The organism is Nocardioides taihuensis (assembly GCF_042657275.1).
GTDB lineage: Bacteria > Actinomycetota > Actinomycetes > Propionibacteriales > Nocardioidaceae > Nocardioides > Nocardioides taihuensis.
In genome coordinates, this window is record NZ_JBHSKD010000012.1 from 88,636 (window position 1) to 109,300 (window position 20,665).

The 20,665-nt window shown below is 73.8% G+C and carries 24 protein-coding genes, 2 tRNA genes and 1 other RNA gene; 17 read left to right on the forward strand and 10 right to left on the reverse strand.

Annotated elements, in window-relative coordinates:
- Positions 1 to 18: 18 nt before the first annotated feature.
- Positions 19 to 801, forward strand: a complete 783-nt coding sequence (locus tag ACFPGP_RS12905) for a crotonase/enoyl-CoA hydratase family protein (protein ID WP_378590720.1) — start codon at positions 19 to 21, stop codon at positions 799 to 801.
- Here ACFPGP_RS12905 and ACFPGP_RS12910 read toward each other — a convergent pair.
- Complete coding sequence (locus ACFPGP_RS12910) at positions 798 to 1,127, reverse strand: hypothetical protein (RefSeq protein ID WP_378590721.1); 330 nt, start codon at positions 1,125 to 1,127, stop codon at positions 798 to 800. The two genes, ACFPGP_RS12905 and ACFPGP_RS12910, sit on opposite strands and share 4 nt — an antisense overlap.
- A gap of 195 nt (positions 1,128 to 1,322) precedes the next feature.
- Here ACFPGP_RS12910 and ACFPGP_RS12915 point away from each other — a divergent pair, with 195 nt between their 5' ends.
- Both ACFPGP_RS12915 and ACFPGP_RS12920 read left to right on the forward strand, forming a co-directional pair.
- The gene (locus tag ACFPGP_RS12915) at positions 1,323 to 2,186 is read left to right on the forward strand and encodes an AAA family ATPase (protein WP_378590723.1); all 864 of its coding nucleotides are present in this window, start codon (positions 1,323 to 1,325) and stop codon (positions 2,184 to 2,186) included.
- 10 nt (positions 2,187 to 2,196) lie between these two features.
- Positions 2,197 to 3,597 (forward strand): vWA domain-containing protein, encoded by a 1,401-nt coding sequence (locus tag ACFPGP_RS12920; RefSeq protein WP_378590725.1) that lies wholly within the window; start codon positions 2,197 to 2,199, stop codon positions 3,595 to 3,597.
- A gap of 10 nt (positions 3,598 to 3,607) precedes the next feature.
- Here the strand turns inward: ACFPGP_RS12920 and ACFPGP_RS12925 are convergent, their stop codons facing one another.
- Positions 3,608 to 4,804: a pyridoxal phosphate-dependent aminotransferase gene (locus ACFPGP_RS12925; RefSeq protein WP_378590726.1), complete on the reverse strand. Its 1,197-nt coding sequence runs from the start codon at positions 4,802 to 4,804 to the stop codon at positions 3,608 to 3,610.
- Between the two features lie 33 nt (positions 4,805 to 4,837).
- The gene (locus ACFPGP_RS12930; protein ID WP_378590727.1) at positions 4,838 to 5,263 is read right to left on the reverse strand and encodes a MarR family winged helix-turn-helix transcriptional regulator; all 426 of its coding nucleotides are present in this window, start codon (positions 5,261 to 5,263) and stop codon (positions 4,838 to 4,840) included.
- Positions 5,264 to 5,354: 91 nt separating this feature from the next.
- Between ACFPGP_RS12930 and ACFPGP_RS12935 the strand changes: the two genes are divergently transcribed.
- Together ACFPGP_RS12935 and ACFPGP_RS12940 are read left to right on the forward strand one after the other, a co-directional pair.
- Positions 5,355 to 5,993 (forward strand): hypothetical protein, encoded by a 639-nt coding sequence (locus ACFPGP_RS12935; protein WP_378590728.1) that lies wholly within the window; start codon positions 5,355 to 5,357, stop codon positions 5,991 to 5,993.
- Positions 5,993 to 6,376 carry a hypothetical protein gene (locus ACFPGP_RS12940; RefSeq protein ID WP_378590730.1) on the forward strand — a complete coding sequence of 128 codons (384 nt, stop codon included), beginning with the start codon at positions 5,993 to 5,995 and terminating at the stop codon, positions 6,374 to 6,376. Before ACFPGP_RS12935 ends, ACFPGP_RS12940 begins: the two co-directional genes overlap by 1 nt.
- Before the next feature lie 22 nt (positions 6,377 to 6,398).
- Here the strand turns inward: ACFPGP_RS12940 and ACFPGP_RS12945 are convergent, their stop codons facing one another.
- Positions 6,399 to 7,892 carry an FAD-binding protein gene (locus ACFPGP_RS12945; RefSeq protein WP_378590731.1) on the reverse strand — a complete coding sequence of 498 codons (1,494 nt, stop codon included), beginning with the start codon at positions 7,890 to 7,892 and terminating at the stop codon, positions 6,399 to 6,401.
- 95 nt (positions 7,893 to 7,987) lie between these two features.
- On the opposite strand from ACFPGP_RS12945, the gene ACFPGP_RS12950 reads away from it, so the two are divergent.
- Entirely contained in the window at positions 7,988 to 9,520 is a 1,533-nt protein-coding gene (locus tag ACFPGP_RS12950) for a potassium/proton antiporter (protein ID WP_378590732.1), read from the forward strand.
- 71 nt (positions 9,521 to 9,591) lie between these two features.
- Here ACFPGP_RS12950 and ACFPGP_RS12955 read toward each other — a convergent pair whose 3' ends face one another.
- The 3 genes from ACFPGP_RS12955 to ACFPGP_RS12965 are packed head-to-tail and all read right to left on the reverse strand — an operon-like array spanning position 9,592 to position 10,664.
- Positions 9,592 to 10,098 carry a LytR C-terminal domain-containing protein gene (locus ACFPGP_RS12955; protein ID WP_378590733.1) on the reverse strand — a complete coding sequence of 169 codons (507 nt, stop codon included), beginning with the start codon at positions 10,096 to 10,098 and terminating at the stop codon, positions 9,592 to 9,594.
- Positions 10,098 to 10,394, reverse strand: a complete 297-nt coding sequence (locus ACFPGP_RS12960) for a type II toxin-antitoxin system VapB family antitoxin (protein ID WP_378590735.1) — start codon at positions 10,392 to 10,394, stop codon at positions 10,098 to 10,100. Before ACFPGP_RS12960 ends, ACFPGP_RS12955 begins: the two co-directional genes overlap by 1 nt.
- A gap of 57 nt (positions 10,395 to 10,451) precedes the next feature.
- Entirely contained in the window at positions 10,452 to 10,664 is a 213-nt protein-coding gene (locus ACFPGP_RS12965) for a hypothetical protein (RefSeq protein WP_378590736.1), read from the reverse strand.
- A 185-nt stretch (positions 10,665 to 10,849) separates the two neighbouring features.
- On the opposite strand from ACFPGP_RS12965, the gene ACFPGP_RS12970 reads away from it, so the two are divergent.
- The 4 genes from ACFPGP_RS12970 to ACFPGP_RS12985 all read left to right on the forward strand — a co-directional run bounded on the left by ACFPGP_RS12970 (position 10,850) and on the right by ACFPGP_RS12985 (position 13,217).
- Positions 10,850 to 11,284 carry a nuclear transport factor 2 family protein gene (locus tag ACFPGP_RS12970; protein WP_378590737.1) on the forward strand — a complete coding sequence of 145 codons (435 nt, stop codon included), beginning with the start codon at positions 10,850 to 10,852 and terminating at the stop codon, positions 11,282 to 11,284.
- 72 nt (positions 11,285 to 11,356) lie between these two features.
- Positions 11,357 to 11,518 (forward strand): hypothetical protein, encoded by a 162-nt coding sequence (locus ACFPGP_RS12975; protein ID WP_378590738.1) that lies wholly within the window; start codon positions 11,357 to 11,359, stop codon positions 11,516 to 11,518.
- Positions 11,519 to 11,589: 71 nt separating this feature from the next.
- A complete protein-coding gene (locus ACFPGP_RS12980; RefSeq protein WP_378590739.1) occupies positions 11,590 to 11,946 on the forward strand; it encodes a YciI family protein in 357 nt (118 codons plus the stop codon).
- An 86-nt stretch (positions 11,947 to 12,032) separates the two neighbouring features.
- The gene (locus ACFPGP_RS12985; RefSeq protein WP_378590740.1) at positions 12,033 to 13,217 is read left to right on the forward strand and encodes an RNA polymerase sigma factor; all 1,185 of its coding nucleotides are present in this window, start codon (positions 12,033 to 12,035) and stop codon (positions 13,215 to 13,217) included.
- Between the two features lie 76 nt (positions 13,218 to 13,293).
- On the opposite strand, the gene ACFPGP_RS12990 is transcribed toward ACFPGP_RS12985, so the two are convergent.
- Positions 13,294 to 13,382: transfer RNA gene (locus ACFPGP_RS12990), tRNA-Ser, on the reverse strand.
- A gap of 90 nt (positions 13,383 to 13,472) precedes the next feature.
- Between ACFPGP_RS12990 and ffs the strand changes: the two genes are divergently transcribed.
- The 7 genes from ffs (at position 13,473) to ACFPGP_RS13025 (ending at position 19,715) form a co-directional block, all read left to right on the forward strand.
- Positions 13,473 to 13,563, forward strand: an RNA gene (gene ffs / locus ACFPGP_RS12995) — signal recognition particle sRNA small type.
- A gap of 57 nt (positions 13,564 to 13,620) precedes the next feature.
- Positions 13,621 to 15,735, forward strand: a complete 2,115-nt coding sequence (locus ACFPGP_RS13000; protein ID WP_378590742.1) for a DNA polymerase III subunit gamma and tau — start codon at positions 13,621 to 13,623, stop codon at positions 15,733 to 15,735.
- Between the two features lie 25 nt (positions 15,736 to 15,760).
- Positions 15,761 to 16,120 carry a YbaB/EbfC family nucleoid-associated protein gene (locus ACFPGP_RS13005; protein ID WP_378590743.1) on the forward strand — a complete coding sequence of 120 codons (360 nt, stop codon included), beginning with the start codon at positions 15,761 to 15,763 and terminating at the stop codon, positions 16,118 to 16,120.
- 9 nt (positions 16,121 to 16,129) lie between these two features.
- Positions 16,130 to 16,729 (forward strand): recombination mediator RecR, encoded by a 600-nt coding sequence (gene recR / locus ACFPGP_RS13010; protein WP_378590745.1) that lies wholly within the window; start codon positions 16,130 to 16,132, stop codon positions 16,727 to 16,729.
- On the forward strand, positions 16,722 to 17,315 hold the full coding sequence (locus ACFPGP_RS13015) for a DUF5063 domain-containing protein (RefSeq protein ID WP_378590747.1): 594 nt from the start codon (positions 16,722 to 16,724) through the stop codon (positions 17,313 to 17,315). Before recR ends, ACFPGP_RS13015 begins: the two co-directional genes overlap by 8 nt.
- Before the next feature lie 74 nt (positions 17,316 to 17,389).
- A complete protein-coding gene (locus ACFPGP_RS13020; RefSeq protein WP_378590749.1) occupies positions 17,390 to 18,664 on the forward strand; it encodes an aspartate kinase in 1,275 nt (424 codons plus the stop codon).
- A 1-nt stretch (position 18,665) separates the two neighbouring features.
- The gene (locus ACFPGP_RS13025; protein ID WP_378590751.1) at positions 18,666 to 19,715 is read left to right on the forward strand and encodes an aspartate-semialdehyde dehydrogenase; all 1,050 of its coding nucleotides are present in this window, start codon (positions 18,666 to 18,668) and stop codon (positions 19,713 to 19,715) included.
- Between the two features lie 112 nt (positions 19,716 to 19,827).
- On the opposite strand, the gene ACFPGP_RS13030 is transcribed toward ACFPGP_RS13025, so the two are convergent.
- Both ACFPGP_RS13030 and ACFPGP_RS13035 read right to left on the reverse strand, forming a co-directional pair.
- Complete coding sequence (locus tag ACFPGP_RS13030) at positions 19,828 to 20,499, reverse strand: hypothetical protein (RefSeq protein WP_378590753.1); 672 nt, start codon at positions 20,497 to 20,499, stop codon at positions 19,828 to 19,830.
- Positions 20,500 to 20,579: 80 nt separating this feature from the next.
- A tRNA-Pro gene (locus tag ACFPGP_RS13035) sits at positions 20,580 to 20,653 on the reverse strand.
- Positions 20,654 to 20,665: the final 12 nt, after the last annotated feature.

A 20,665-nucleotide genomic window follows, 5' to 3' on the forward strand; every position in this document is an offset into this window, starting at 1 on the left:
CCCCCTACGCTGACCGGCGTGACCGCACGGCCCGCCGTCCGGGTCGAGCGCGACGGACCGGTGACCGTCGTCGTGCTCGACCGCCCCGCTGCCCGCAACGCCGTCGACCGCGCCACCGCGGCCGCCCTCGCCGCGGCCTTCCGCGCCTTCGACGCGGACGAAGACGCCGCAGTCGCCGTCCTGACGGGGGACGGCGGCACCTTCTGCGCCGGCGCCGACCTCCACGCGCTCGACAACCGCGTGGAGGAGGACGGCGACGGGCCGATGGGGCCGACCCGGATGCGCCTGGGCAAGCCGGTGCTGGCCGCGATCGAGGGGTACGCCGTCGCCGGCGGCCTCGAGCTCGCGCTCTGGTGCGACCTCCGGGTGGCCGCGGACGACGCGGTGCTCGGGGTCTTCTGCCGGCGCTGGGGCGTGCCGCTGGTCGACGGCGGGACGGTCCGGCTGCCGCGGCTCGTGGGCACCGGCCGCGCGCTCGACCTCGTGCTGACCGGGAGGCCCGTGGGTGCCGAGGAGGCCCTGCGGATCGGGCTCGTCGAGCGGGTGGTGCCCCCGGGCACGGCGCTGGCGGCGGCGGTCGCGCTGGGCCACGAGCTCGCGGCGCTGCCGCAGACCTGCCTGCGCCACGACCGGCTCTCGCTGCTGGAGCAGGAGGGCCTGACCGAGGAGGCCGCCCTGGCCAACGAGCTGGCGCACGGCCTGTTCTCGCTCACGGAGGAAGCCGAGGGGGCCGCACGGTTCGTCGCCGGCGAGGGCCGGCACGGCAGCTCCGCCGGGGCGGACCGGGGTCCGGACGACTAGCGCAGGGGGCGCAGACAGACCGCCACCAGGGTGCGCGGGCCGTGCTGGCGGTAGATCTGCCAGCCGCGGTCGAAGCTCACGGCGTGCACGCGTCCGTCGGGGTCGCGGACGATCGCCGACCGGGGGATCGCGGTCGGCACCAGCCCGTCGGTCGAGCAGTCGTAGCGGCGCATGAGCCGGGCCTCGACCGGAGTCGCCCGCGCCGTCCCCGACTCGACCACCGGCCGGGCGGTCGGCTCGACCCCGGTCAGGTCGGTGGCGGGGCCGAGCAGCAGCACGCTCAGGCAGAAGCCCGCGAGGGTGGTGCCCAGGGCTGTCGTGAGCACCGAGGCGAGGCGTGACCCGCGGGACTCCGACGGCCCGGGGGCCGCCGCCCGGGGTGCCCGGTGGGGCAGCAGCACGCTCGTCAGGGACACACCGGCCCAACGACGACCCCGGGGAGAGGGTCACGGCCGGGCGCGCGTCCGGTCCGGACCTCGGCACCCCGTCTCCACGACCCGCAGGTGCGGGAGGATGGCGCGGTGACCTGGTTCTCCTCGCCCGCCGACGCCGCCGACCGCCTCGGTTCCGCCGGCTATCTCGCCGACGCGGCGACCGCGACCACGGCCTACCTCGCCGGCGCCCTGGAGAAGCCGTTGCTGGTCGAGGGTCCGGCGGGCGTCGGCAAGACCGAGCTCGCCAAGGCGGTCGCGCGGGCGTGCGACGCGGAGCTGGTGCGGCTGCAGTGCTACGAGGGGCTCGACGAGGCGCGCGCGCTCTACGAGTGGAACTACAAGAAGCAGCTGCTCCGCATCCAGGCGGCGAGTGGCGACGAGTCGTGGAGCGAGACCCACGACAACGTCTTCACCGAGGAGTTCCTGCTGACGCGGCCGCTGCTGACCGCGATCCGCCGCGACGACCCGACCGTGCTGCTCGTCGACGAGGTCGACAAGACCGACGTCGAGGTGGAGGGTCTGCTGCTCGAGATCCTGTCGGACTTCCAGGTCACCATCCCCGAGCTGGGCACGGTCGCCGCCGTACGAAGGCCGCTCGTGGTGCTGACCTCCAACGCCAGCCGCGAGCTGTCCGAGGCGCTCAAGCGCCGGTGCCTCTACCTGCACCTCGACTACCCCGACGCCGCGCGCGAGACGGCGATCGTGACCTCGCTCGTGCCCGACCTCGACCGCGTGGTCGCCGAGCAGCTGGTCGCCACCGTGGGACGGCTGCGCGAGCTGGAGCTGAAGAAGGCGCCGTCGATCGCCGAGTCGGTCGACTGGGCGCGCACCCTCCTGGCGCTGGAGATCGGCACCCTCGACGAGGCGGCCGTGGCCGAGACCCTCGGCGTGGTCCTCAAGCACGCCTCCGACCACGACCGGGCCGTGCGCGAGCTGCGGCTGCGGGGCTGAGGGTGCCGCCGTGAGCGGGCTGCTCGACCGGCACGTGGCCTTCCTCGAGGCCCTGCGGTCCGCGGGCGTCCCGGTCTCGCTGGCCGAGGACCTCGACGCCATCGCGGCCCTGCGCGCGCTGCCGTGGGACGACCGCGCCACCGTCCACGCGGCCTACGCCGCGACGCTGGTGAAGAAGCAGGCGCAGCGACCGACCTTCGACACGCTCTTCGACCTCTACTTCCCGCGGCTGGTGGGGGAGGGGGCTGCGGGCCTCGGCGGTGGTGAGGACGACCGGGACGACGACCGGGCCGGCGAGGGCGAGGCCTCGGTGCGCGACGGCGGGGCGCAGCTGGCCGGCTTCCGCGAGGAGCTCTCCGACGCCCTCGCCGGCGGGGACGACCAGGAGCTGGCGCGGCTCGCGGTCGAGGCGGTCGGGCGGTTCGGGGCGATGCCGGGGCGGGGTCCCGGCCTGTCGTCGTGGTCGGCGTACACCGCGCTGCAGCGGATCGCGCCCGCCGAGCTGGTCGCGCGGATCGTGGCCGCGCTGCTCGAGCAGGGCCGCGCCCCCGACGAGGCGCGGCGGGTGGCGGACCGCCGGCTCGCCGGCTTCGCGCGGCTGGTGGAGGCCGATGCGCGGCGCCGGATCGCAGAGGAGAAGGGCGCCGACCACGTGGCCGACGTGGCGGTGCGACCGAGCATCGACCGGATCGACTTCACCGCCGCCAAGCGGGCCGACATCGACGCGATGCGCCGCGAGATCTACCCGCTGGCGCGGCGGCTGGCCACCCGGCTCACCCGCGAGCACCACGCCCGCCGGCGCGGCCCGCTCGACTTCCGGCGCACCGTGCGCGCGTCGATCTCGACCGGCGGTGTACCGATCACGACCCACCACCGACCCAAGCGCCCGCACCGCACGGAGCTGGTCGTGCTCTGCGACGTCAGCGGGTCGGTGGCGAGCTTCGCGCAGTTCACCCTGCTGCTGGTCTTCGCCCTGCGCGAGCAGTTCCAGTCGGTGCGGGCGTTCACGTTCATCGACCACGTGCACGAGGTGACGTCGTACTTCCGCCCGGGCGCCGACGTCGCCCAGGTGATGACCGACCTCGCCGCCAGCACCGCCCACGCGGCCCTGTGGGGGCGCACCAACTACGGCCGGGCCTTCACCACGTTCGCCGAGAACCACCGCGACGCCCTCGGTCCGCGCTCCTCGCTCCTCGTGCTCGGCGACGCCCGCTCCAACTACAGCGACCTCGCGCTGCCGGTGCTCCGCGAGCTCGCCGGCGCCGCCCGGCACGCGTGGTGGCTCAACCCCGAGCACCCGCGCCACTGGGACACCGGCGACTCCGCCGCGAGCTCGTACGGCGCGATCGTGCCGATGGTCGAGTGCCGCAACCTCGCCCAGCTCGGCGAGTTCGTGCACGACCTGGCATGAGGGTGCCGGGTCAGGCCAGGTAGGCCGCGAGCCGCTCGAGGCCCGTCTCGACGTCGGTGCGCGGGCCGGCGAAGCTGAGCCGGACGAAGCGGTGACCGACCTCGGTGTCGAAGTCGACGCCCGGGGCGAGTGCGACTCCGGTGCGGGCGAGCAGGTCGTGGGCGAAGGCCATGGAGCCGTCGGTGAGGTGGCCGACGTCGGCGTACACGTAGAAGGCACCGTCGGCCGGGGCGAGCCGGGTGAGGCCGAGCCGGTGGAGACCGTCGAGGAGCAGCCGCCGGTTGTCGGCGTAGCGCGCGACGTGGCCGTCGAGCTCGGCGTACGCCGCGTCGTCGAACGCGTGCACCGCTGCGCGCTGGGCGAGCGCGGGCGGGCAGATCGTGAAGTTGCCCGTGAGCACGTCGACCGCGCGGCGCAGGCGCTCGGGCACCAGCATCCAGCCGATCCGCCAGCCGGTCATCGAGAAGTACTTGGAGAACGAGCTGAACACCACGGCCTCGCGCGAGGTCTCCCAGGCCGAGCGGGCGAGCGCGGGGTGTCCGTCGATCGGCGCGTACTCGATGCCGTGGTAGATCTCGTCGGAGATCAGCTGCACACCCGCGCGCTCGCACCAGGTCGCGATCGCCGCCAGCTCCTCGGGCAGGAGCATGGTGCCGGTCGGGTTCGCGGGGCTCGCGACGACGACCCCGACCAGCCCACCCGGACCGGCCGCCGCCTCCTCGAGCTGGGCCACGGTCGGCTGGAACCGCGTCTCCGGCCCGCAGTCGAGCTCGACCACCTCGCAGCCGAGCGCGGTCAGCACGTTGCGGTAGCAGGGGTAGCCCGGCCGCGCCATCGCCACCCGGTCGCCGGCGTCGAACGCCGCGAGGAACGCCAGCAGGAACCCGCCGCTCGACCCGGTGGTCACCACCACGTCGTCCGGTGCCACGTCGACGCCCTGCCGTGCGCGGTGGTGCTCGGCGATCCGCTCGCGCAGCTCGGGGATGCCGATCGCGACCGTGTAGCCCAGCGGGTCGTCCGACTCCAGCAGCCGCACCGCCTCGGCCCGCACGGTCGCGGGTGCGCCGGTGCTCGGCTGCCCGGCCACGAAGTTGACGACGTCGCCGTGCGTGCGGCGCCGGGTCTCGGCCGCCGCCAGCAGGTCCATGACGTGGAACGGCGGCACGTTCGCCCGCGTCGCCACCCCCCAGCGGTCGGTCGTGCTCATGGCCTGATCCTCTCGCAGACCGCAGCCCGCCCCCTAGGGCGTCTCGGCCTCGAGGAGCTTGCCCAGCAGCCGGCGCAGGTCGCGGTGCCCCCGCTCCCCGAGGATCTCGGTGACCCGGTCCTCCAGGCCCTCGATCGTCCGTCGCCCCGCGGCCACGGCGTCGCGGCCTCGTCGCGTCAGGACGACCAGCTTCGCACGGCGGTCGGCCGGGTCGGGGCGACGCACGACGTACCCGAGCTCGACGAGCTCGTCGACGATCTCCGCCATCGACTGGGGCGTCATGCCTGCCCGGTGCGCGAGCTCGGTCAGGCGGGACCCCTCCGGCGAGATCTGGGCGAAGACGGCCGAGTGCTTCGGCTTCTGCGGGTAGCCAGCGCCCACCACCCCCTCCACGACCTGGAACCCGAGCAGGCTGTAGGCCTGGCCCAGCATCGAGACCGTGTTCGGACGCGGATCCATTGACACCACCACGTGAGCAGAGTATTCAGGTTACCTGAACACTTTCGTTGCGCCACGCCGGTGCCGCCGCCGGCCGACAGGGGTGATGACCATGACGAACGTCGACGTCGGACCGACCCGGACGGGAGCGGCCCCGACCTGGGTGCCCGGTGCCGGGCTCGCCTGCCTGGTGGCCGGTGTGCTGGGCGCGCTCAGCGGCATCGCGCTCGCCGTGTGGCCGGGCCAGGTCTCCGAGGACATGTACAGCTACCCGCTCACCGCCGCCGGCTTCGCGGCCGCGCAGGCCTGGTTCTTCGTGCAGCACCTCGGGCTGCTCGCGGGGATCGCAGCCCTGGGCGTGGCCGGGGTGATGGCGCCGGGTGCCCTGTCCCGCTGGGGTGTCGGCCTCGCCGGGCTGGGCATGGCAGGACTCGCCGTGACCGAGCTGCTCGCGATCACCGCTCGCCACTCGAGCTACCCGGGCGAGGGCACCGGCGCGCTGGACACGGCGTACGGCGTGACCACGATCGTCACCGGGGTCGGTCTCGTGCTGGCGGGCCTCGCCGTGCGACGCGGCGGGGTGTGGGACGGCTGGCGCCGCGTCGTCGTGCTGGCCGCCGGGGTCTGGGTGTTCGTGCCGATGATCCCCGCGATCATGGGCCCGTTCGTGCTCGCGCGCCTCTCGATCACCGCGTGGATGGTGTTGTTCGCGGCCCTCGGCCACGTCCTGTGGAAGGACACGCGCGGCTGATGACCACGACGCGGGCCGCCGCGCTGTGCTCGTTCGTGCTGGGGCTGGGCTTCGGCCTGCCCGGCCTGTACGGCGCGCGCCACCTCACCCGCCACGGTGAGGTGTGGACCTTCCTCGGCTTCCCGACGTACGGCGGAGGCCCGTTCGAGGGATGGGGTGTGCCGACGAGCGTGCGGCTCCTGCTGGCGTTCGTCGCGGTGTGCGCCGCCGAGGTCGTGGTCGGGGTGCTGCTCTGGCGCGACCAGACGGCCGGCCTGTGGCTGGCGCTCGCGCTGCTCCCGGTGGAGGCCGTCTTCTGGATCGGCTTCGCGCTGCCGTTCGGCCCCCTGCTCGGGGCCGTGCGCACGGTGCTCGTCGTCCTGGCCCTGGTCCAGCGGCCGTGACAGGACGGCGTCCGGCCGCCCCTCAGCCGGCGGAGGCCGCCGCGTGCCGACCCGCCCGACGCCCGAAGAACGAGCCCTCGCCGAGCTGCGTGCCCGAGGCGTAGCCCTTGCCGTCCTGGGCGATGTTGGAGGCGCAGGCGCCGGCGGCGTACAGGCCGGGGACCACCGACCCGTCGGGCCGCTGCGCCTGGCCGTCGACGGTGGTGCGGATGCCACCGAGGGTGAAGCCGGCGTAGAGCGCCCTGCCGAGCGACAGGTCGTAGGCGCCCCAAGGCCCCGTGTCCTGTGGGGCCAGCCAGGCGGGCTGCTTGTGGAAGTCGGGGTCCTCGCCGCGCGCGGCGTGCTCGTTGTAGCGGTTGAGCGTCGCGACCAGCGACCCGGCGGGCAGGCCGAGCCCGGCTTCCATCTCCTCGACGGTCTCCCAGCCGTCGATGAAGGGCACGAGCGGCATCGCCGGGTGCTCGACGTGCTCGCTGTCGACGACGAGGTAGGCCACCTGGTCGGGCTGGTCCATGACGAAGCCGCTGGTGCGCGAGTGGTAGCTGTCCTCGGCCACGAACCGCTGCCCGAGCTTGTTGACGACGATGCCCGTCACCAGGCTCGACGGCGGGTAGAACGGCGCGGTGATGAAGGGCTCCTCCATGTGGCGCAGCTCCGCGCCCGCCGAGGCCCCGAGCAGGATGCCCAGCCCGTCGTCGTACGTCGAGCCCAGCGTGAACAGCTTCGAGCCCAGCGCCGGTGTGTGCCGGGCGACCATCTCGGCGTTCATCACGAAGCCGCCCGCGGCGAGCACCACCGCGCCCGCGCGGACGACGCCGGTCTCGGCGAAGCGCCGCCAGGCCAGGCCGACAACCGCGCCCTCGTCGTCGACGACGAGGTTGGTCGCGCCGGTCTCGTAGCGCACCTCGACGCTGGCCTCCTCGACCCGGTCGCGCAGCAGGTCCATCACGAGGCGGGTGCCCTCGGTGTCGCCGGGCACCGGCACCTTGTGCCCGCGTGGCGCCGGCACCGCGCGCTCGCAGAAGGGCCAGACCTTCTCGTTGCCGGTGTACATCAGCCCCTGGGTGCCGGGCTGGATCACCGCCTTCTCGGGGTAGAAGGAGCGCTCGAACTCGAAGCCGAGCGACTCCAGCCAGTCGAAGTGCTCGACCGAGCCGTCGCAGTAGGCTCGGATCTTGTCCGGCTCGGGGTCGAGCGAGACCGCCTCGAGGTAGGCATACATCTCGTCGGGCGAATCGGCGTGGCCGGTGGCCTGCTGCACCGCGGTGCCGCCGCCGAGGTAGAAGTGGCCGCCCGACATCGACGACGTGCCGCCGTGCACCGCCGCCCGCTCGAGCAGCAGCACCCGCGCACCGGCGCGGGCGGCCTCGAGCGCCGCGCAGCCGCCGGCGATCCCGAAGCCGACCACCACCACGTCGTACGCCGTGCCGGCGTCGCCGTCAGCGCCCCCGGCCCCGGCGCCGAGCGCATCCGCGGGCAGGGTCGCCGGCAGCGGGTCGAGCGGGGCGTCCACCATGCGCCCAGACTAGAACACGTTCCAGTTCCTGGGGAGAGGTGTCCCGGTAGGGTGAGGCCTGCCCACGGCCGCCCGCACCGACCGCGAGGTGCTCCTTGACCTTCGACGTCCACCAGCTCGACAGCTTCGTGCTGGTGGGCGCGTCGGTGACGATCCTCGCGATCCTCGCCGTGCGCGTCTCCAGCCGGGCCGGCCTGCCCTCGCTGCTGCTCTACCTGCTCATGGGCGTGGTCCTCGGCGAGGCCGGGGTCGGCATCCAGTTCGAGGACGCCGAGCTCGCCCACGCCCTGGGCTTCGCGGCGCTGGCGATGATCCTGGCCGAGGGCGGCCTCACGACGAGCTGGCCCGAGGTGCGCCCGTCGATGCGGCTCGGCGCGGTGCTGGCCACGGTCGGGGTCGCGGTCTCGGTGACCGTCGTGGCGCTCGGCGCGCACTTCCTGCTCGGGCTGTCGTGGGAGCTGTCGGTGCTCCTCGGCGCGGTCACCTCGCCGACCGACGCGGCGGCGGTCTTCTCGGTGCTGCGCGTGATCCCGCTGCCACGCCGGCTCACGGGCGTGCTCGAGGCGGAGTCGGGGCTCAACGACGCCCCGACCGTCGTGCTCGTCACCCTCGTCTCGACCGGCGTCGTGGCCGACAGCAGCCCCCTCGAGGTCGTCGGCATCGTCCTCGGCGAGCTCGTCCTCGGCGTCGCGGTCGGGCTGGCGGTCGGCTTCGCCGGCGGCTGGGTGATGCGGCGCGCGGCCCTGCCGTCGTCGGGCCTCTACCCCCTGGCCGTGGTCACGCTCTGCTTCCTCGGGTACGGCGGGGCCTCCGCCCTGCACGGGTCCGGCTTCGCCGCGGTGTACGTCGCGGGGCTGGTGCTCGGCAACACCGACCTCCCGCACCGCGCGGCCACCCGCTCCTTCGCCGAGGGCGTCGCCTGGCTGGCGCAGATCGGCCTCTTCGTCACCCTCGGCCTGCTCGCCTCGCCCGCGCGCATCGACCCCGCCACGGTCGGGCTGGCCCTCGCCGCGGGGCTGGTGCTCACGTTCGTGGCCCGGCCGCTGTCGGTCGTGATCAGCGCCGCGGTCGCCGAGCCGCGGCACCGGATGCCCTGGCGGGAGCAGGCGTTCGTGTCGTGGGCCGGGCTGCGGGGAGCCGTGCCGGTCGTCCTCACCACGATCCCGCTCGCCGAGAACGTCGACGATGCCGCCGAGCTCTTCGACATCGTCTTCGTGATGGTCGTGGTCTACACGCTGCTGACCGGGCCCACGCTGCCGATGGCCGCGCGGGTGCTGCGGGTCGCCCGCCGCTCCGAGCCGCGCGGGCTCGACGTCGAGGCCGCCCCGCTCGAGCGGATCGCCGCCGACCTGCTGCAGGTGTCGATCAGTCCGGCCTCGAAGATGCACGGCGTCGAGGTCGGCGAGCTGCGGCTGCCCGTCGGCGCCTCGGTCTCGCTGGTGATCCGCGACGGGGAGATCATCGTCCCCGAGCGGCGTACCGTCCTGCGCCACGGCGACGACCTGCTCGTCGTCACGCCGCGCAAGGTGCGCGACAAGACCGAGAACCGCCTGCGCCAGGTCTCGGCCGGCGGCCGCCTCGCCCAGTGGCTCGGCCCGGGCAGGTCGACGCCGCCGGGTCGCGGCTGACCGTCAGACGTGCGGACGTCATACGGTTCGGCGGTCGGGACCGGCAGAACGCATGACGTGGCGGCCGGGGATCAGCCGCTGGGGCTGCAGATCTCGGTGTCGTACGACGCGGTGACGAAGTCCTTGCCGTCGGTGAGGCTGGTGAACCCGTCTCCCACGACGACCACGACACCGGTGCCGGGGTCGCCCTTCCTGACCACCTTCGCCTGCTTGCCCAGGCGGCTCTCGACCAGCAGGACCGCGGGGTTCTTCGGCTCGGGCGTCCAGATCTCGGCGTACCGCACGTCGGCCTTGTCGGGTGCGTTCGCGGCCGAGGCGGTGTCGAAGCCCGCGTCGCGGAACTGCGACAGCGTCTCGGTGGCCAGGCCGTTGCGCTCGCTGGCGTTGAGCACGCTCACGGTGACCGCGCCGGGGTAGACCTTCTCGCCCTCGCTGATGGGGCTGTCGGTGCAGGCCGCCGTCGAGCCCCCGCCACCCGGCAGCGGCTCCGTCACGGCCGACCACGCCCACCACGTGGCCAGCACCAGCAGGAGCGTGAGCCCCGCCAGGGTGAGGGCCGACCGGGCGATCGACGTCATCAGCCGGCCACGGCGTGCACGCGGGCGTGCAGGACGTTGCGCTGGTGCAGCGCGGCCCGCAGGGCGCGGTGGAGGCCGTCCTCGAGGTAGTACTCCCCCCGCCACTCCACGACGTGGGCGAAGAGGTCGCCGTAGAACGTCGAGTCCTCGTCGAGCAGGGTGGCCAGCTGGAGGGTGTCCTTGGTGGTGATCAGCTCGTCGAGTCGCACCTGGCGCGGAGGCACCGCGGCCCAGGCCCGGGCGGTCATCCCGTGCTCCGGGTAGGGCCGGCCGTCACCGACGCGCTTGAAGATCACGCCGTGAGTGTAACGAGGGCCGCCGCGCGGCCCAGCCCCGCGCGACGGCCCTCGAGATCACGCCGACCAGCGCACCGCGTCGTCGAGGTGGTCGGCCACGCTGATCACGCCGCGCAGGTCGCGGCGGGTCTCGAGCAGGGCGGTCAGCGCTGCGACGCGCCGGAGCCGGAAGAGCTCGCGGTGCTCCTCGCGGCTGAGCCAGCGTCGGCTCTCGTCGTACTCCTCGGCGTGTGCGGGAGCGGCGTCGGTGGTCTCGGGGTGGTGGTCCACGGGTGGCCTCCTCGGGTCGGTCGGTGGTGCCTGTTGGCGTGGCACCAGCGTGGACGGCGTGTGTCGACGGGAGGTTGACCCGGCGTTACGGCCGGGTGACGTGCGTGGGCGGCGCGTGACGGGACGGGAAATTCGGGTCTGCTCGAACGGCTGCCGGGCCGCCCCGCGACCGCTAACGTGCTGGAGTGGACGACCTCGAGCAGATCCGTCAGCTGAAGTACCGCTACCTGCGCACCCTGGACACCAAGCAGTGGGACGACTTCGAGGCGTGCTTCGTGCCCGAGGCCACGGCCGACTACGCCGGCCTGTCGTTCGAGGACCGCGCGGCGCTGGTCGACTACATGCGGACCAACCTGCCGCGCGAGATCGTGACGATGCACCAGGTGCACCACCCCGAGATCGGCATCGACGGCGACATGGCCACCGGGCGCTGGTACCTCTACGACCAGGTGCTCTCGGCCGAGTTCGGCTTCCGGCTCGAGGGTGCGGCGTTCTACGACGACGTCTACCGGCGTACGCCGGACGGCTGGCGGGTGTCGCACACCGGCTACACCCGGACCTTCGAGGCGACCTGGGACCTCAAGGACCTGCCGGGCTTCAAGCTCAGCCTGCCCGACTGATCGCGGCCCGGGCCCTCACCCCTCGAACATCGAGCGGCAGGCCTCGACGCCCTCGACGACCACGGCGCTGGCGTGGGCTCCGGCGTCCCACCGCTCCCGGCCGCCGCGTCCCCCGCTCCCCGCGCCGACCCCCTCGACCCGGCCCGTGAGCGCGCACTGTGGTGGGCCCTGGTCGGCGGCACCGTGCTGGTGCTGGCGCTGCTCCTGCGACCACTCCTCGTCCGCCGCCGCTGACCCGTGTCGATTCCTCGCCGCCCGTTCGACGTAGTGGTAGGCAGACCACCGACGACGGAAGGACACCACCGATGGCGCAGTACGCGATCCTCATCTACGCCGACGACTCGGCCCACGGCCCGGAGGCCACCGCGGACGACACCGCGGCCCACGACGAGCACGGGCGCGAGCTCGAGGAGTCCGGCGGCCTCGTCGCCGCCTTCGCCCTGGAGCCGCGCGACGTGGCCACGTCGATCCGCGGCGACGTGATGACCGACGGCCCCTTCGTGGAGACCAAGGAGATCGTCGCCGGGTTCTACGTGATCGAGGCCACGGACCTCGATGCGGCGCTCGCGGTCGCGCGGCGCAACCCGGTGCTGGGTCAGGGCGGTGGCGTCGAGGTGCGGCCCGTGGCGGGCGGCTTCGTCCGCCAGGACGGGGCGCAGTGACCCCACCGCCACCGGCTGACACCGTCACCGCTCTCGCGGACGCGCACCGCCGCGGCTGGGCAGCCGCTGTCGCCGCGGCGGCGCGCGTGAGCCGCGACCTGGACGTCGCCGAGGAGTGCGTCCAGGAGGCGTACGCCGCGGCGATGTCCACGTGGCCCCGCGACGGGGTGCCCGCCAACCCCACGGGCTGGCTGGTCACCGCGGCCCGCCGCCGGGCCGTCGACGTGGTGAGGCGGGAGCAGGTGCTGCGCAGCAAGCTGCCCCTGCTCGTGGTCCCCGAGGAGGACGACGCGGCGGGTGACGGGCGGGCCCTCGCACCGGCGGAGGAGGAGCACGCGATCCGCGACGAGACGCTGCGGCTGGTCTTCCTCTGCTGCCACCCGGCGCTGGCACCGGAGGCCCAGCTGGCCCTCACCCTGCGGCTCGTGTGCGGGGTCGAGACGCGCGACCTCGCGCGCCTGTTCGTGGTGCCGCAGCCGACGATGGCCGCCCGGCTGACCCGGGCCAAGCGGAAGATCGCCACCGCCCGCATCCCCTTCCGGGTCCCGCCGGAGGACGAGTGGGCCGGTCGGCTCCAGGGGGTGCTCGGCGTGGTGTACCTCCTGCTCACCGCCGGGCACGCAGTGCCCTCGGGGCCGTCGCTGGTCCGCGACGAGCTCGCCGACCGGGCCCTCCACCTGGCGCGGACCCTGCACGACCTGGTGCCCGACGAGCCCGAGGTCCGCGGCCTGCTGGCGCTCCTCCTGGTCACCCGGGCCCGACGCGGCACCCGGGTCGACGACGCGGGACGCCTGGTTCCCCTGGCCGACCAGGACCGCGTGCAGTGGGACGCCGAGGCCGTCGCCGAGGCCGACGCACTGGTGACCGGCGCCCTGCGGGCCGGGCCGCCCGGCCGCTACACCCTGCAGGCGGCCATCGCCCTGCTGCACGCCCAGGCCCCGTCGTACGAGGAGACCGACTGGGCGCAGATCGTCGTGCTGTACGACGCGCTGCTGGCCGCGTGGCCCTCGCCCGTCGTCCGCCTCAACCGGGCCGTCGCGCTCGCCGCCGCCCGGGGTCCGGAGGCCGCGCTGGTCGAGGTCGACCTCATCGAGCGTGGCGGCGAGCTCGCCGCCTTCCGCTACCTGCCCGCGGTCCGGGCCGACCTGCTCGCCCGCCTCGGCCGCGACGCCGACGCCGCCCGCGCCTTCGAGCAGGCGATCGCCCTCGCCGACAACGAGGTCGAGCGCGACCACCTGCGTGGGCGGCTCGAGGCGCTGCGTCGGCCCTGATCCCGGCGGCCGACCACATCGCCCGGCTCGCGACGCACGAAGGGCGCCGCGCGTGCGGCGCCCTTCGGTGCGAACCTGGCGGAGGATAGGGGATTCGAACCCCTGAGGGCTGTTAACCCAACCCGCTTTCCAAGCGAGCGCCATAGGCCACTAGGCGAATCCTCCGCGGAGGAGACTACAAGGACGCGGACGGCCCGGGGAAATCGCCCGCCCCCGACTTGGGAGCCTCCGCCGGCTCCACCTAGACTCCTGCGCAACCCCCCGCGTGGCGGCATCTTGCCGAACTCCCCCAGGGCCGGAAGGCAGCAAGGGTAAGCGAGCTCTGTCGGGTGCGCGGGGGGCCTCTTCGTCTCCCGGTGGCGGCCGCCTACCGGGTGTCGGGACCGGTGGTTAGTGTTCAGGCGTGGATTCCCCGCTGGCCCTCTACCGCCGCTACCGGCCGGAGACGTTCGCCGACGTCATCGGCCAGGACCACGTGACCACGCCGCTGCGGGCCGCGCTGGCGGGCAACCGGGTCAACCACGCCTACCTCTTCTCGGGGCCACGCGGGTGCGGCAAGACGACGTCCGCGCGCATCCTCGCCCGCACGCTCAACTGCGCCCAGGCGCCCACCGCCGACCCGTGCGGCGAGTGCGAGAGCTGTCGCGACCTCGCCCGTGGCGGCCCGGGGTCGATCGACGTGATCGAGATCGACGCGGCCTCGCACGGCGGCGTGGACGACGCCCGCGACCTGCGCGAGAAGGCCTTCTTCGCCCCGGTGCGGAGTCCCTACAAGGTCTACATCATCGACGAGGCCCACATGGTCACCCCGCAGGGCTTCAACGCCCTGCTCAAGCTGGTGGAGGAGCCGCCGCCCCACCTGCGCTTCATCTTCGCGACCACGGCGCCCGACAAGGTGCTGCCGACGATCCGGTCGCGCACCCACCACTACCCCTTCCGGCTGATCCCGCCGCGCCTGCTGTCGACCTACCTCGCCGAGCTCTGCGAGCGCGAGGGCGTCGCCGTCGAGCCGGCCGCGCTGCCGCTGATCGTGCGCGCCGGTGGCGGCTCGGCCCGTGACTCGCTGTCCGTGCTCGACCAGCTGATCGGCGGCGCCGGGTCGGAGGGCGTGACCCTCGCCCTGGCCACCGGCCTGCTCGGCTACACCCCCGACACGCTGCTCGACGACGTGGTCGACGCCTTCGCTGCGGGCGACGGCGCGGCGGTGTTCGGTGTGGTCGACCGCGTGATCGAGACCGGACAGGACCCCCAGCGCTTCGCCGAGGACCTGCTGCGCCGGCTCCGCGACCTCGTGATCGTCTCCGCCGTGCCCGACGCCCCGACGACGGGCCTGATCGACGTCTCCGAGGAGCAGGGCGAGCGGCTGATGGCGCAGGCCGCGCGGTTCGGCGCGGCCGAGCTCAGCCGCGCCGCCGACCTGGTCGCCACCGGCCTGACCGAGATGCGCGGCGCCACCGCGCCGCGGCTGCTGCTCGAGCTGATCTGCGCGCGCGTGCTGCTGCCGGCCGCCGACCACCCGGTCGACGGCATGATGGCGCGGCTCGAGCGCCTCGAGAAGCGGGTGTCCATCACCGGCGGCGACCCGAGCCCCGCCGTGCTGCGCGACGGCTCCACGCACGCCGCCCCGGCCACCCCCGTCACTGCCGCGCCGCGTCCCGCGGCCGTCGCGCCCACCCCGGCCCCCGAGCGGGCGCCGGAGCCCGAGCCCGAGCCCGCGACGGCGCGCCCGGCCCCGGTGGAGCCGGTCGCCGAGCCGGTCGCCGAGCAGGTGGCCGAGCCCGCCGCGGCGCCCGAGACTCCCGCGCCCGCACCGCAGCCGCCGGCCGCGACGCACGAGACCGCTCCCGCTCCCGAGCCGGGCGCGATGACGCTGGTCGAGGTACGCCGCCTGTGGCCCGACGTCGTCGAGGCGACCAAGCTGCGGCGCCGCGTGGCGTGGATGCACCTGACGCAGAACTGCCAGGTGATCTCGCTCGACGGGCGAACGCTGGTTCTCGGCTTCACCAACCTCGGTGCGCGTGACTCCTTCGTGGGTGGCGGGTGCGACGAGATCCTGCGCCAGGCCGCGATCGACGTCGTGGGCGTCGACTGGCGGATCGAGGCGATCGTCGACCCCGGCGCCACGGCCGAGCCGGCCGCGCACCGCCCGGCACCCGCAGCGCCGGCCGCGCCGGCCGACCCTGCCGCCGACCCTGGCGCCGACCCTGGCGCCGACCCCGCGCCCGTCCCGCCGCCGGCCGACGAGGTGCCGCCGGCCCCCGAGCCGCCCGCGGACGACGACCCGGGCCCCGCCGCACCGGTGCGTCGTCCGGCCGACCCGCAGTCGATCGCGGCCGCGCGCGAGAACATCTCCACCATCCGGCCCTCCACCGACACCCCCGAGCAGCGACGCGCGCTCGCCGACGCCGACGCCCACCCCGACGACCCCGACGCCGACGACGACGCGTCCCTCGACACCGCCGGCCTCCTCGAGCGCGAGCTCGGGGCGCGGGTGATCGAGGAGACCCCCCGCTCCTGACCAGCCCCCACGAAACGAGGACCTGATGACCCAGAACCCCTTCGACGCGCTCGGTGGCGCCGGCGGATTCGACGTGAACGCGCTCATGCAGCAGGCCCAGCAGATGCAGCAGCAGCTCCAGGACGCCCAGGCCCGCCTCGCCGAGACCACGGTCGAGGGCACGGTCGCGGGTGGCGCGGTCACGGTCACGATCAACGGCGTCGGCGACCTGGTGGGGGTCCAGATCGCCACCGGTCAGTTCGACGGCTCCGACGTCGACGACCTCTCCGACCTCGGCGACATGGTGGTCGCCGCCTTCCGTGACGCCAAGGCGCAGGCCGACGCGCTGGCGTCCGAGGCCCTCGGGCCGCTCGCCGGTGGCGGCGGGCTGCCCGGGCTCGGGTAGCGGGGGGTCATGTACGAGGGGATCGTCCAGGACCTCATCGACGAGCTCGGCCGGCTGCCCGGCGTGGGGCCGAAGTCCGCGCAGCGGATCGCCTTCCACCTGCTGCAGGCCGACCCGGTCGACGTACGACGCCTCGCCGACGTGCTCATCGAGGTCAAGGCCAAGGTGCGCTTCTGCTCGGTGTGCTTCAACGTCTCCGAGGACGAGCAGTGCCGGATCTGCCGCGACCCGCGGCGCGACCCGGCCGTGCTGTGCGTCGTGGAGGAGTACAAGGACGTCGTCGCGATCGAGCGCACCCGCGAGTTCCGCGGCCGCTACCACGTGCTCGGCGGGGCGATCTCGCCGATCGACGGCATCGGCCCCGACCAGCTCCGCATGCGCGAGCTGATGACCCGCCTCGCCGACGGCGAGATCACCGAGGTGATCCTGGCGACCGACCCCAACCTCGAGGGCGAGGCCACCGCGACCTATCTCACCCGCCAGCTGCGGCCCCTCGGGTTGCGCGTGACGCGGCTGGCCAGTGGACTACCCGTAGGTGGCGACCTCGAGTACGCCGACGAGGTCACCTTGGGCCGAGCATTCGCTGGGAGGCGATCCGCCGATGACTGAGACCGTGCACGACTCCGAGACCGTGGAGTTCGCACAGCAGATCGCCGACCAGGTCGAGAGCTTCCTGATCGCGCTGAAGGCGATCGCCGCGGAGGGCGACGCCGGCCGCTCGGTCTCGCTGCTCCTCCTCGAGATCAGCCAGGTCCTGCTCGCCGGCGCCCGGCTCGGCGCGCAGCGCGACTTCACGCCGCGCGAGGAGTACCAGCCCGACGTCGGCCCCGAGCCCGACCTCGACCAGATGCGGCTGCGGCTCGCGGAGATGCTCGGCGGTGCCGACACCTACAGCCTGGTGTTCGACCCCTACGACCCCGAGGTGGTGGAGAGCCAGCTCTCCGACGACCTCACCAGCATCGCCTACGACCTCGAGAACGGCCTGCGCCACTACCGGCTCGGCGACGTCGAGGAGGCCCTGTGGTGGTGGCAGTTCTCCTACGTGTCGTCGTGGGGCAACCTGGCCGGCGCGGCGCTCAACGCGTTGCTGTCGGTGGTGGCACACGACCGGCTCGACGCCGAGATCACCGGCGAGGAGGAGCGGGTCGCCGCGGCCAATGAGATGCTGGAGAGCGGCGAGACGGCGCCTCGGTAGACTCATCACTTCGCCGCCCGCGCAACGGCGCGCACCCGGGCGGGACCAGCCAGGCCTCGAGGGAAGCAGCAGCAGTGGGCATTGTCGTGCAGAAGTACGGCGGCTCGTCGGTCGCCGACGCGACCGGGATCAAGCGGGTCGCCCAGCGCATCGTCGCGACCCGCAAGCACGGTCACGACGTGGTCGTGGTGGTGTCGGCCATGGGTGACACCACCGACGAGCTGCGTGACCTCGCGGAGCAGGTGACGCCGCTGCCGCCGCCGCGCGAGCTCGACATGCTGCTCACCGCCGGTGAGCGGATCTCGATGGCCCTGCTCGCGATGGCGATCGCCCAGCTCGGCCACCAGGCCCGGTCGTTCACCGGCTCGCAGGCCGGCGTCATCACCGACTCGGTCCACGGCAGGGCGAAGATCATCGACATCACGCCTGGCCGCATCGAGGCCGCGATCGCGGACGGCGCGATCGCGATCGTGGCCGGCTTCCAGGGCGTCTCGCAGGACACCAAGGACGTCACCACGCTCGGCCGTGGCGCCTCCGACACCACCGCGGTCGCGCTGGCCGCAGCTCTCGGCGCGGAGGTGTGCGAGATCTACTCCGACGTGGACGGCGTCTTCACCGCCGACCCGCGCCTGGTGCCGACCGCCAGCAAGCTCGACCGGGTCTCGACCGAGGAGATGCTGGAGATGGCGGCCTCGGGTTCCAAGATCCTGCACCTGCGCTGCGTCGAGTACGCCCGGCGCTACCAGATGCCGATCCACGTCCGTTCCTCGTTCTCCACCAAGGAGGGCACCTGGATCATCCCCGACGACGACGCAGGAGAGCAGCCCATGGAGCAGGCCATCATCGCCGGAGTCGCGCACGACACCAGCGAGGCCAAGATCACCGTGGTCGGCGTGCCCGACAAGGTGGGCGAGGCCGCCCGGATCTTCGAGGCGCTGGCCGCCGCCGAGATCAACATCGACATGGTCGTGCAGAACATCTCCGCGGCCGCCACCGGCCGCACGGACATCTCCTTCACCCTGCCGCGTGCCGACGGCCAGACCGCGATGAGCGCCCTGGCGCGTCTCCAGCACGAGGTCGGCTACGACAAGCTGCTCTACGACGACCAGATCGGCAAGGTCTCGCTGATCGGCGCCGGCATGCGCAGCCACCCCGGCATCACCGCGAGGTTCTTCGCCGCGCTGGCCTCGGCCGGCGTGAACATCGAGATGATCTCGACCTCCGAGATCCGGATCTCGGTCATCGTCGACGAGGCGCAGGTGCCGACCGCCGTCCAGGCGACGCACACGGCGTTCGACCTCGACGCCCACGAGGTCGAGGCGGTCGTGTACGGCGGGACGGGGCGCTGACATGGCGGCACGCAGGCTGAACATCGGCGTCGTCGGTGCCACCGGCCAGGTCGGCGTCGCGATGCGCCAGATCCTCGAGGAGCGCGACTTCCCGGTCGACCAGGTGCGCTTCTTCGCCTCCGCGCGCTCGGCCGGCACGGTGCTGCCGTTCGCCGGCCGCGAGGTCGTGGTGGAGGACGCCGCCACCGCGGACCCCAGCGGCCTCGACGTCGCGCTGTTCTCGGCGGGTGCCACGACGTCGCGGGCGCTGGTCCCGACGTTCGTCGACGCCGGCGTGATCGTCGTCGACAACTCCAGCGCCTTCCGCCGCGACCCCGCGATTCCGCTGGTCGTCTCGGAGGTCAACCCCGGCGACGCCGACGAGGTGATCGCGGCGGGCCGCGGGATCATCGCGAACCCCAACTGCACGACCATGGCCGCGATGCCGGTGCTCAAGCCGCTGCACGACGAGGCCGGGCTGGTGCGGATGGTCGCCTCGACCTACCAGGCCGTCTCCGGCTCGGGCGTCGCGGGCGTGGAGGAGCTCGCCACCCAGGTGGCCGCCGCCGGCGACAAGGCCCGCGAGCTCGCCTACGACGGCGAGGCGGTGAGCTTCCCCGAGCCGGAGAAGTACGCGCGCACGATCGCCTACAACGTGCTCCCGATGGCCGGGTCGATCGTCGACGACGGCCTCGGCGAGACCGACGAGGAGCAGAAGCTGCGCAACGAGTCGCGCAAGATCCTCGGCATCCCCGACCTGCGGGTCAGCGGCATCTGCGTGCGGGTGCCGGTCTTCACCGGCCACTCGCTCGCGCTGAACGTCGAGTTCGAGCGCCCGCTGACGGTCGCCCGCGCCCAGGAGCTGCTCGCCGCCGCCCCGGGCGTCGAGCTGAGCGACATCCCGACGCCGCTCCAGGCCGCCGGCCGCGACCCGTCGTACGTCGGCCGGATCCGCCAGGACCCCGGCGTCGACCACGACCGCGGCCTCGCGCTCTTCGTCAGCAACGACAACCTGCGCAAGGGCGCCGCCCTCAACACCGTGCAGATCGCGGAGCTCGTCGCGGCGCGGTGAGGGGGCAATTCACGGGTCAACCCGTGAATTGGTCCTTGTCGGACCGAAATAACCATCCGGAAGTCGACAATTCGGTCCGGTAGTCGGGCGGTCCGTCGGCCTGAACGGCGATTCAGGCGTCGGCGTCCTCGCCGGCGAACGACGTGGTCACCCGGTGCGACAGCACGAAGGTGAGCCCCGAGAGCAGCGGGACGGCGATCACGACCCACCACTCGAAGAGCGAGCCCACGAGGAACAGCAGGGCGAACACGGTGAGCAGGCCGACGGCGAGGAAGCCGGTGCTGCCCGGGTCGGGCACGCGGGCCAGGCGCAGAGCGCCCGCGCCCAGGAGCACCATCGCCGTCAGGATCGCGAGCAGCAGGAGCAGGCCCGGCGCGCCGCACGACGACGTGCCCCGCACGGCCTCGCAGCCGCGCTGGCCGAGCCAGGTCAGCCCGACCGTCAGCGCACCGACGAGCAGCCCGGTGGCGAGCACGGCGACGACGCCGCCCGCCGAGCGCGGGGTCCGGCTCGGCCGGGCCTGACGGCGCGCCCCACGGACCGGGGCGGGGGCCGGGGCCGGGGCGGCGGCCGGCGCGGCCGGCGCTGCCTCGGCGGTCTCCTCGACGAACAGCGGCCGGGTCGCCGGCACCGGGGCCGGCTCCTCCTCGACGTGCGCCTCCACCTCCTCGAGGGGCGCGGTCAGCGGGTCGGGCTCGACGAACCGGTCCTTGCGTGCCCGGCGTCGTCCGAGACCGAAGGAGGGGAGCTCGAGCGACGGCTCGTCGTGGTCGTCGTCAGCCATGGCGGGAGTATGCCGAAGCGAGGGGCCCCGGAAACCACGGATCCCCGGCCCTCGTGCGAGGACCGGGGATCCGGTGTGGGTCGGGCTGACAGGATTTGAACCTGCGGCCTCCTCGTCCCGAACGAGGCGCGCTACCAAGCTGCGCCACAGCCCGAAGTGCCCGCTG

Bases quoted from the DNA above. Each gene is read 5' to 3' on its own strand.
- ACFPGP_RS12925 (WP_378590726.1), bottom strand. From the start codon at position 4,804: ATGAGCACGACCGACCGCTGGGGGGTGGCGACGCGGGCGAACGTGCCG.
- ACFPGP_RS12930 (WP_378590727.1), bottom strand. From the start codon at position 5,263: ATGGATCCGCGTCCGAACACGGTCTCGATGCTGGGCCAGGCCTACAGC.
- ACFPGP_RS12935 (WP_378590728.1), top strand. From the start codon at position 5,355: ATGACGAACGTCGACGTCGGACCGACCCGGACGGGAGCGGCCCCGACC.
- ACFPGP_RS12940 (WP_378590730.1), top strand. From the start codon at position 5,993: ATGACCACGACGCGGGCCGCCGCGCTGTGCTCGTTCGTGCTGGGGCTG.
- ACFPGP_RS12945 (WP_378590731.1), bottom strand. From the start codon at position 7,892: ATGGTGGACGCCCCGCTCGACCCGCTGCCGGCGACCCTGCCCGCGGAT.
- ACFPGP_RS12955 (WP_378590733.1), bottom strand. From the start codon at position 10,098: ATGACGTCGATCGCCCGGTCGGCCCTCACCCTGGCGGGGCTCACGCTC.
- ACFPGP_RS12980 (WP_378590739.1), top strand. From the start codon at position 11,590: ATGGCGCAGTACGCGATCCTCATCTACGCCGACGACTCGGCCCACGGC.
- ACFPGP_RS13005 (WP_378590743.1), top strand. From the start codon at position 15,761: ATGACCCAGAACCCCTTCGACGCGCTCGGTGGCGCCGGCGGATTCGAC.
- recR (WP_378590745.1), top strand. From the start codon at position 16,130: ATGTACGAGGGGATCGTCCAGGACCTCATCGACGAGCTCGGCCGGCTG.
- ACFPGP_RS13015 (WP_378590747.1), top strand. From the start codon at position 16,722: ATGACTGAGACCGTGCACGACTCCGAGACCGTGGAGTTCGCACAGCAG.
- ACFPGP_RS13025 (WP_378590751.1), top strand. From the start codon at position 18,666: ATGGCGGCACGCAGGCTGAACATCGGCGTCGTCGGTGCCACCGGCCAG.
- ACFPGP_RS13030 (WP_378590753.1), bottom strand. From the start codon at position 20,499: ATGGCTGACGACGACCACGACGAGCCGTCGCTCGAGCTCCCCTCCTTC.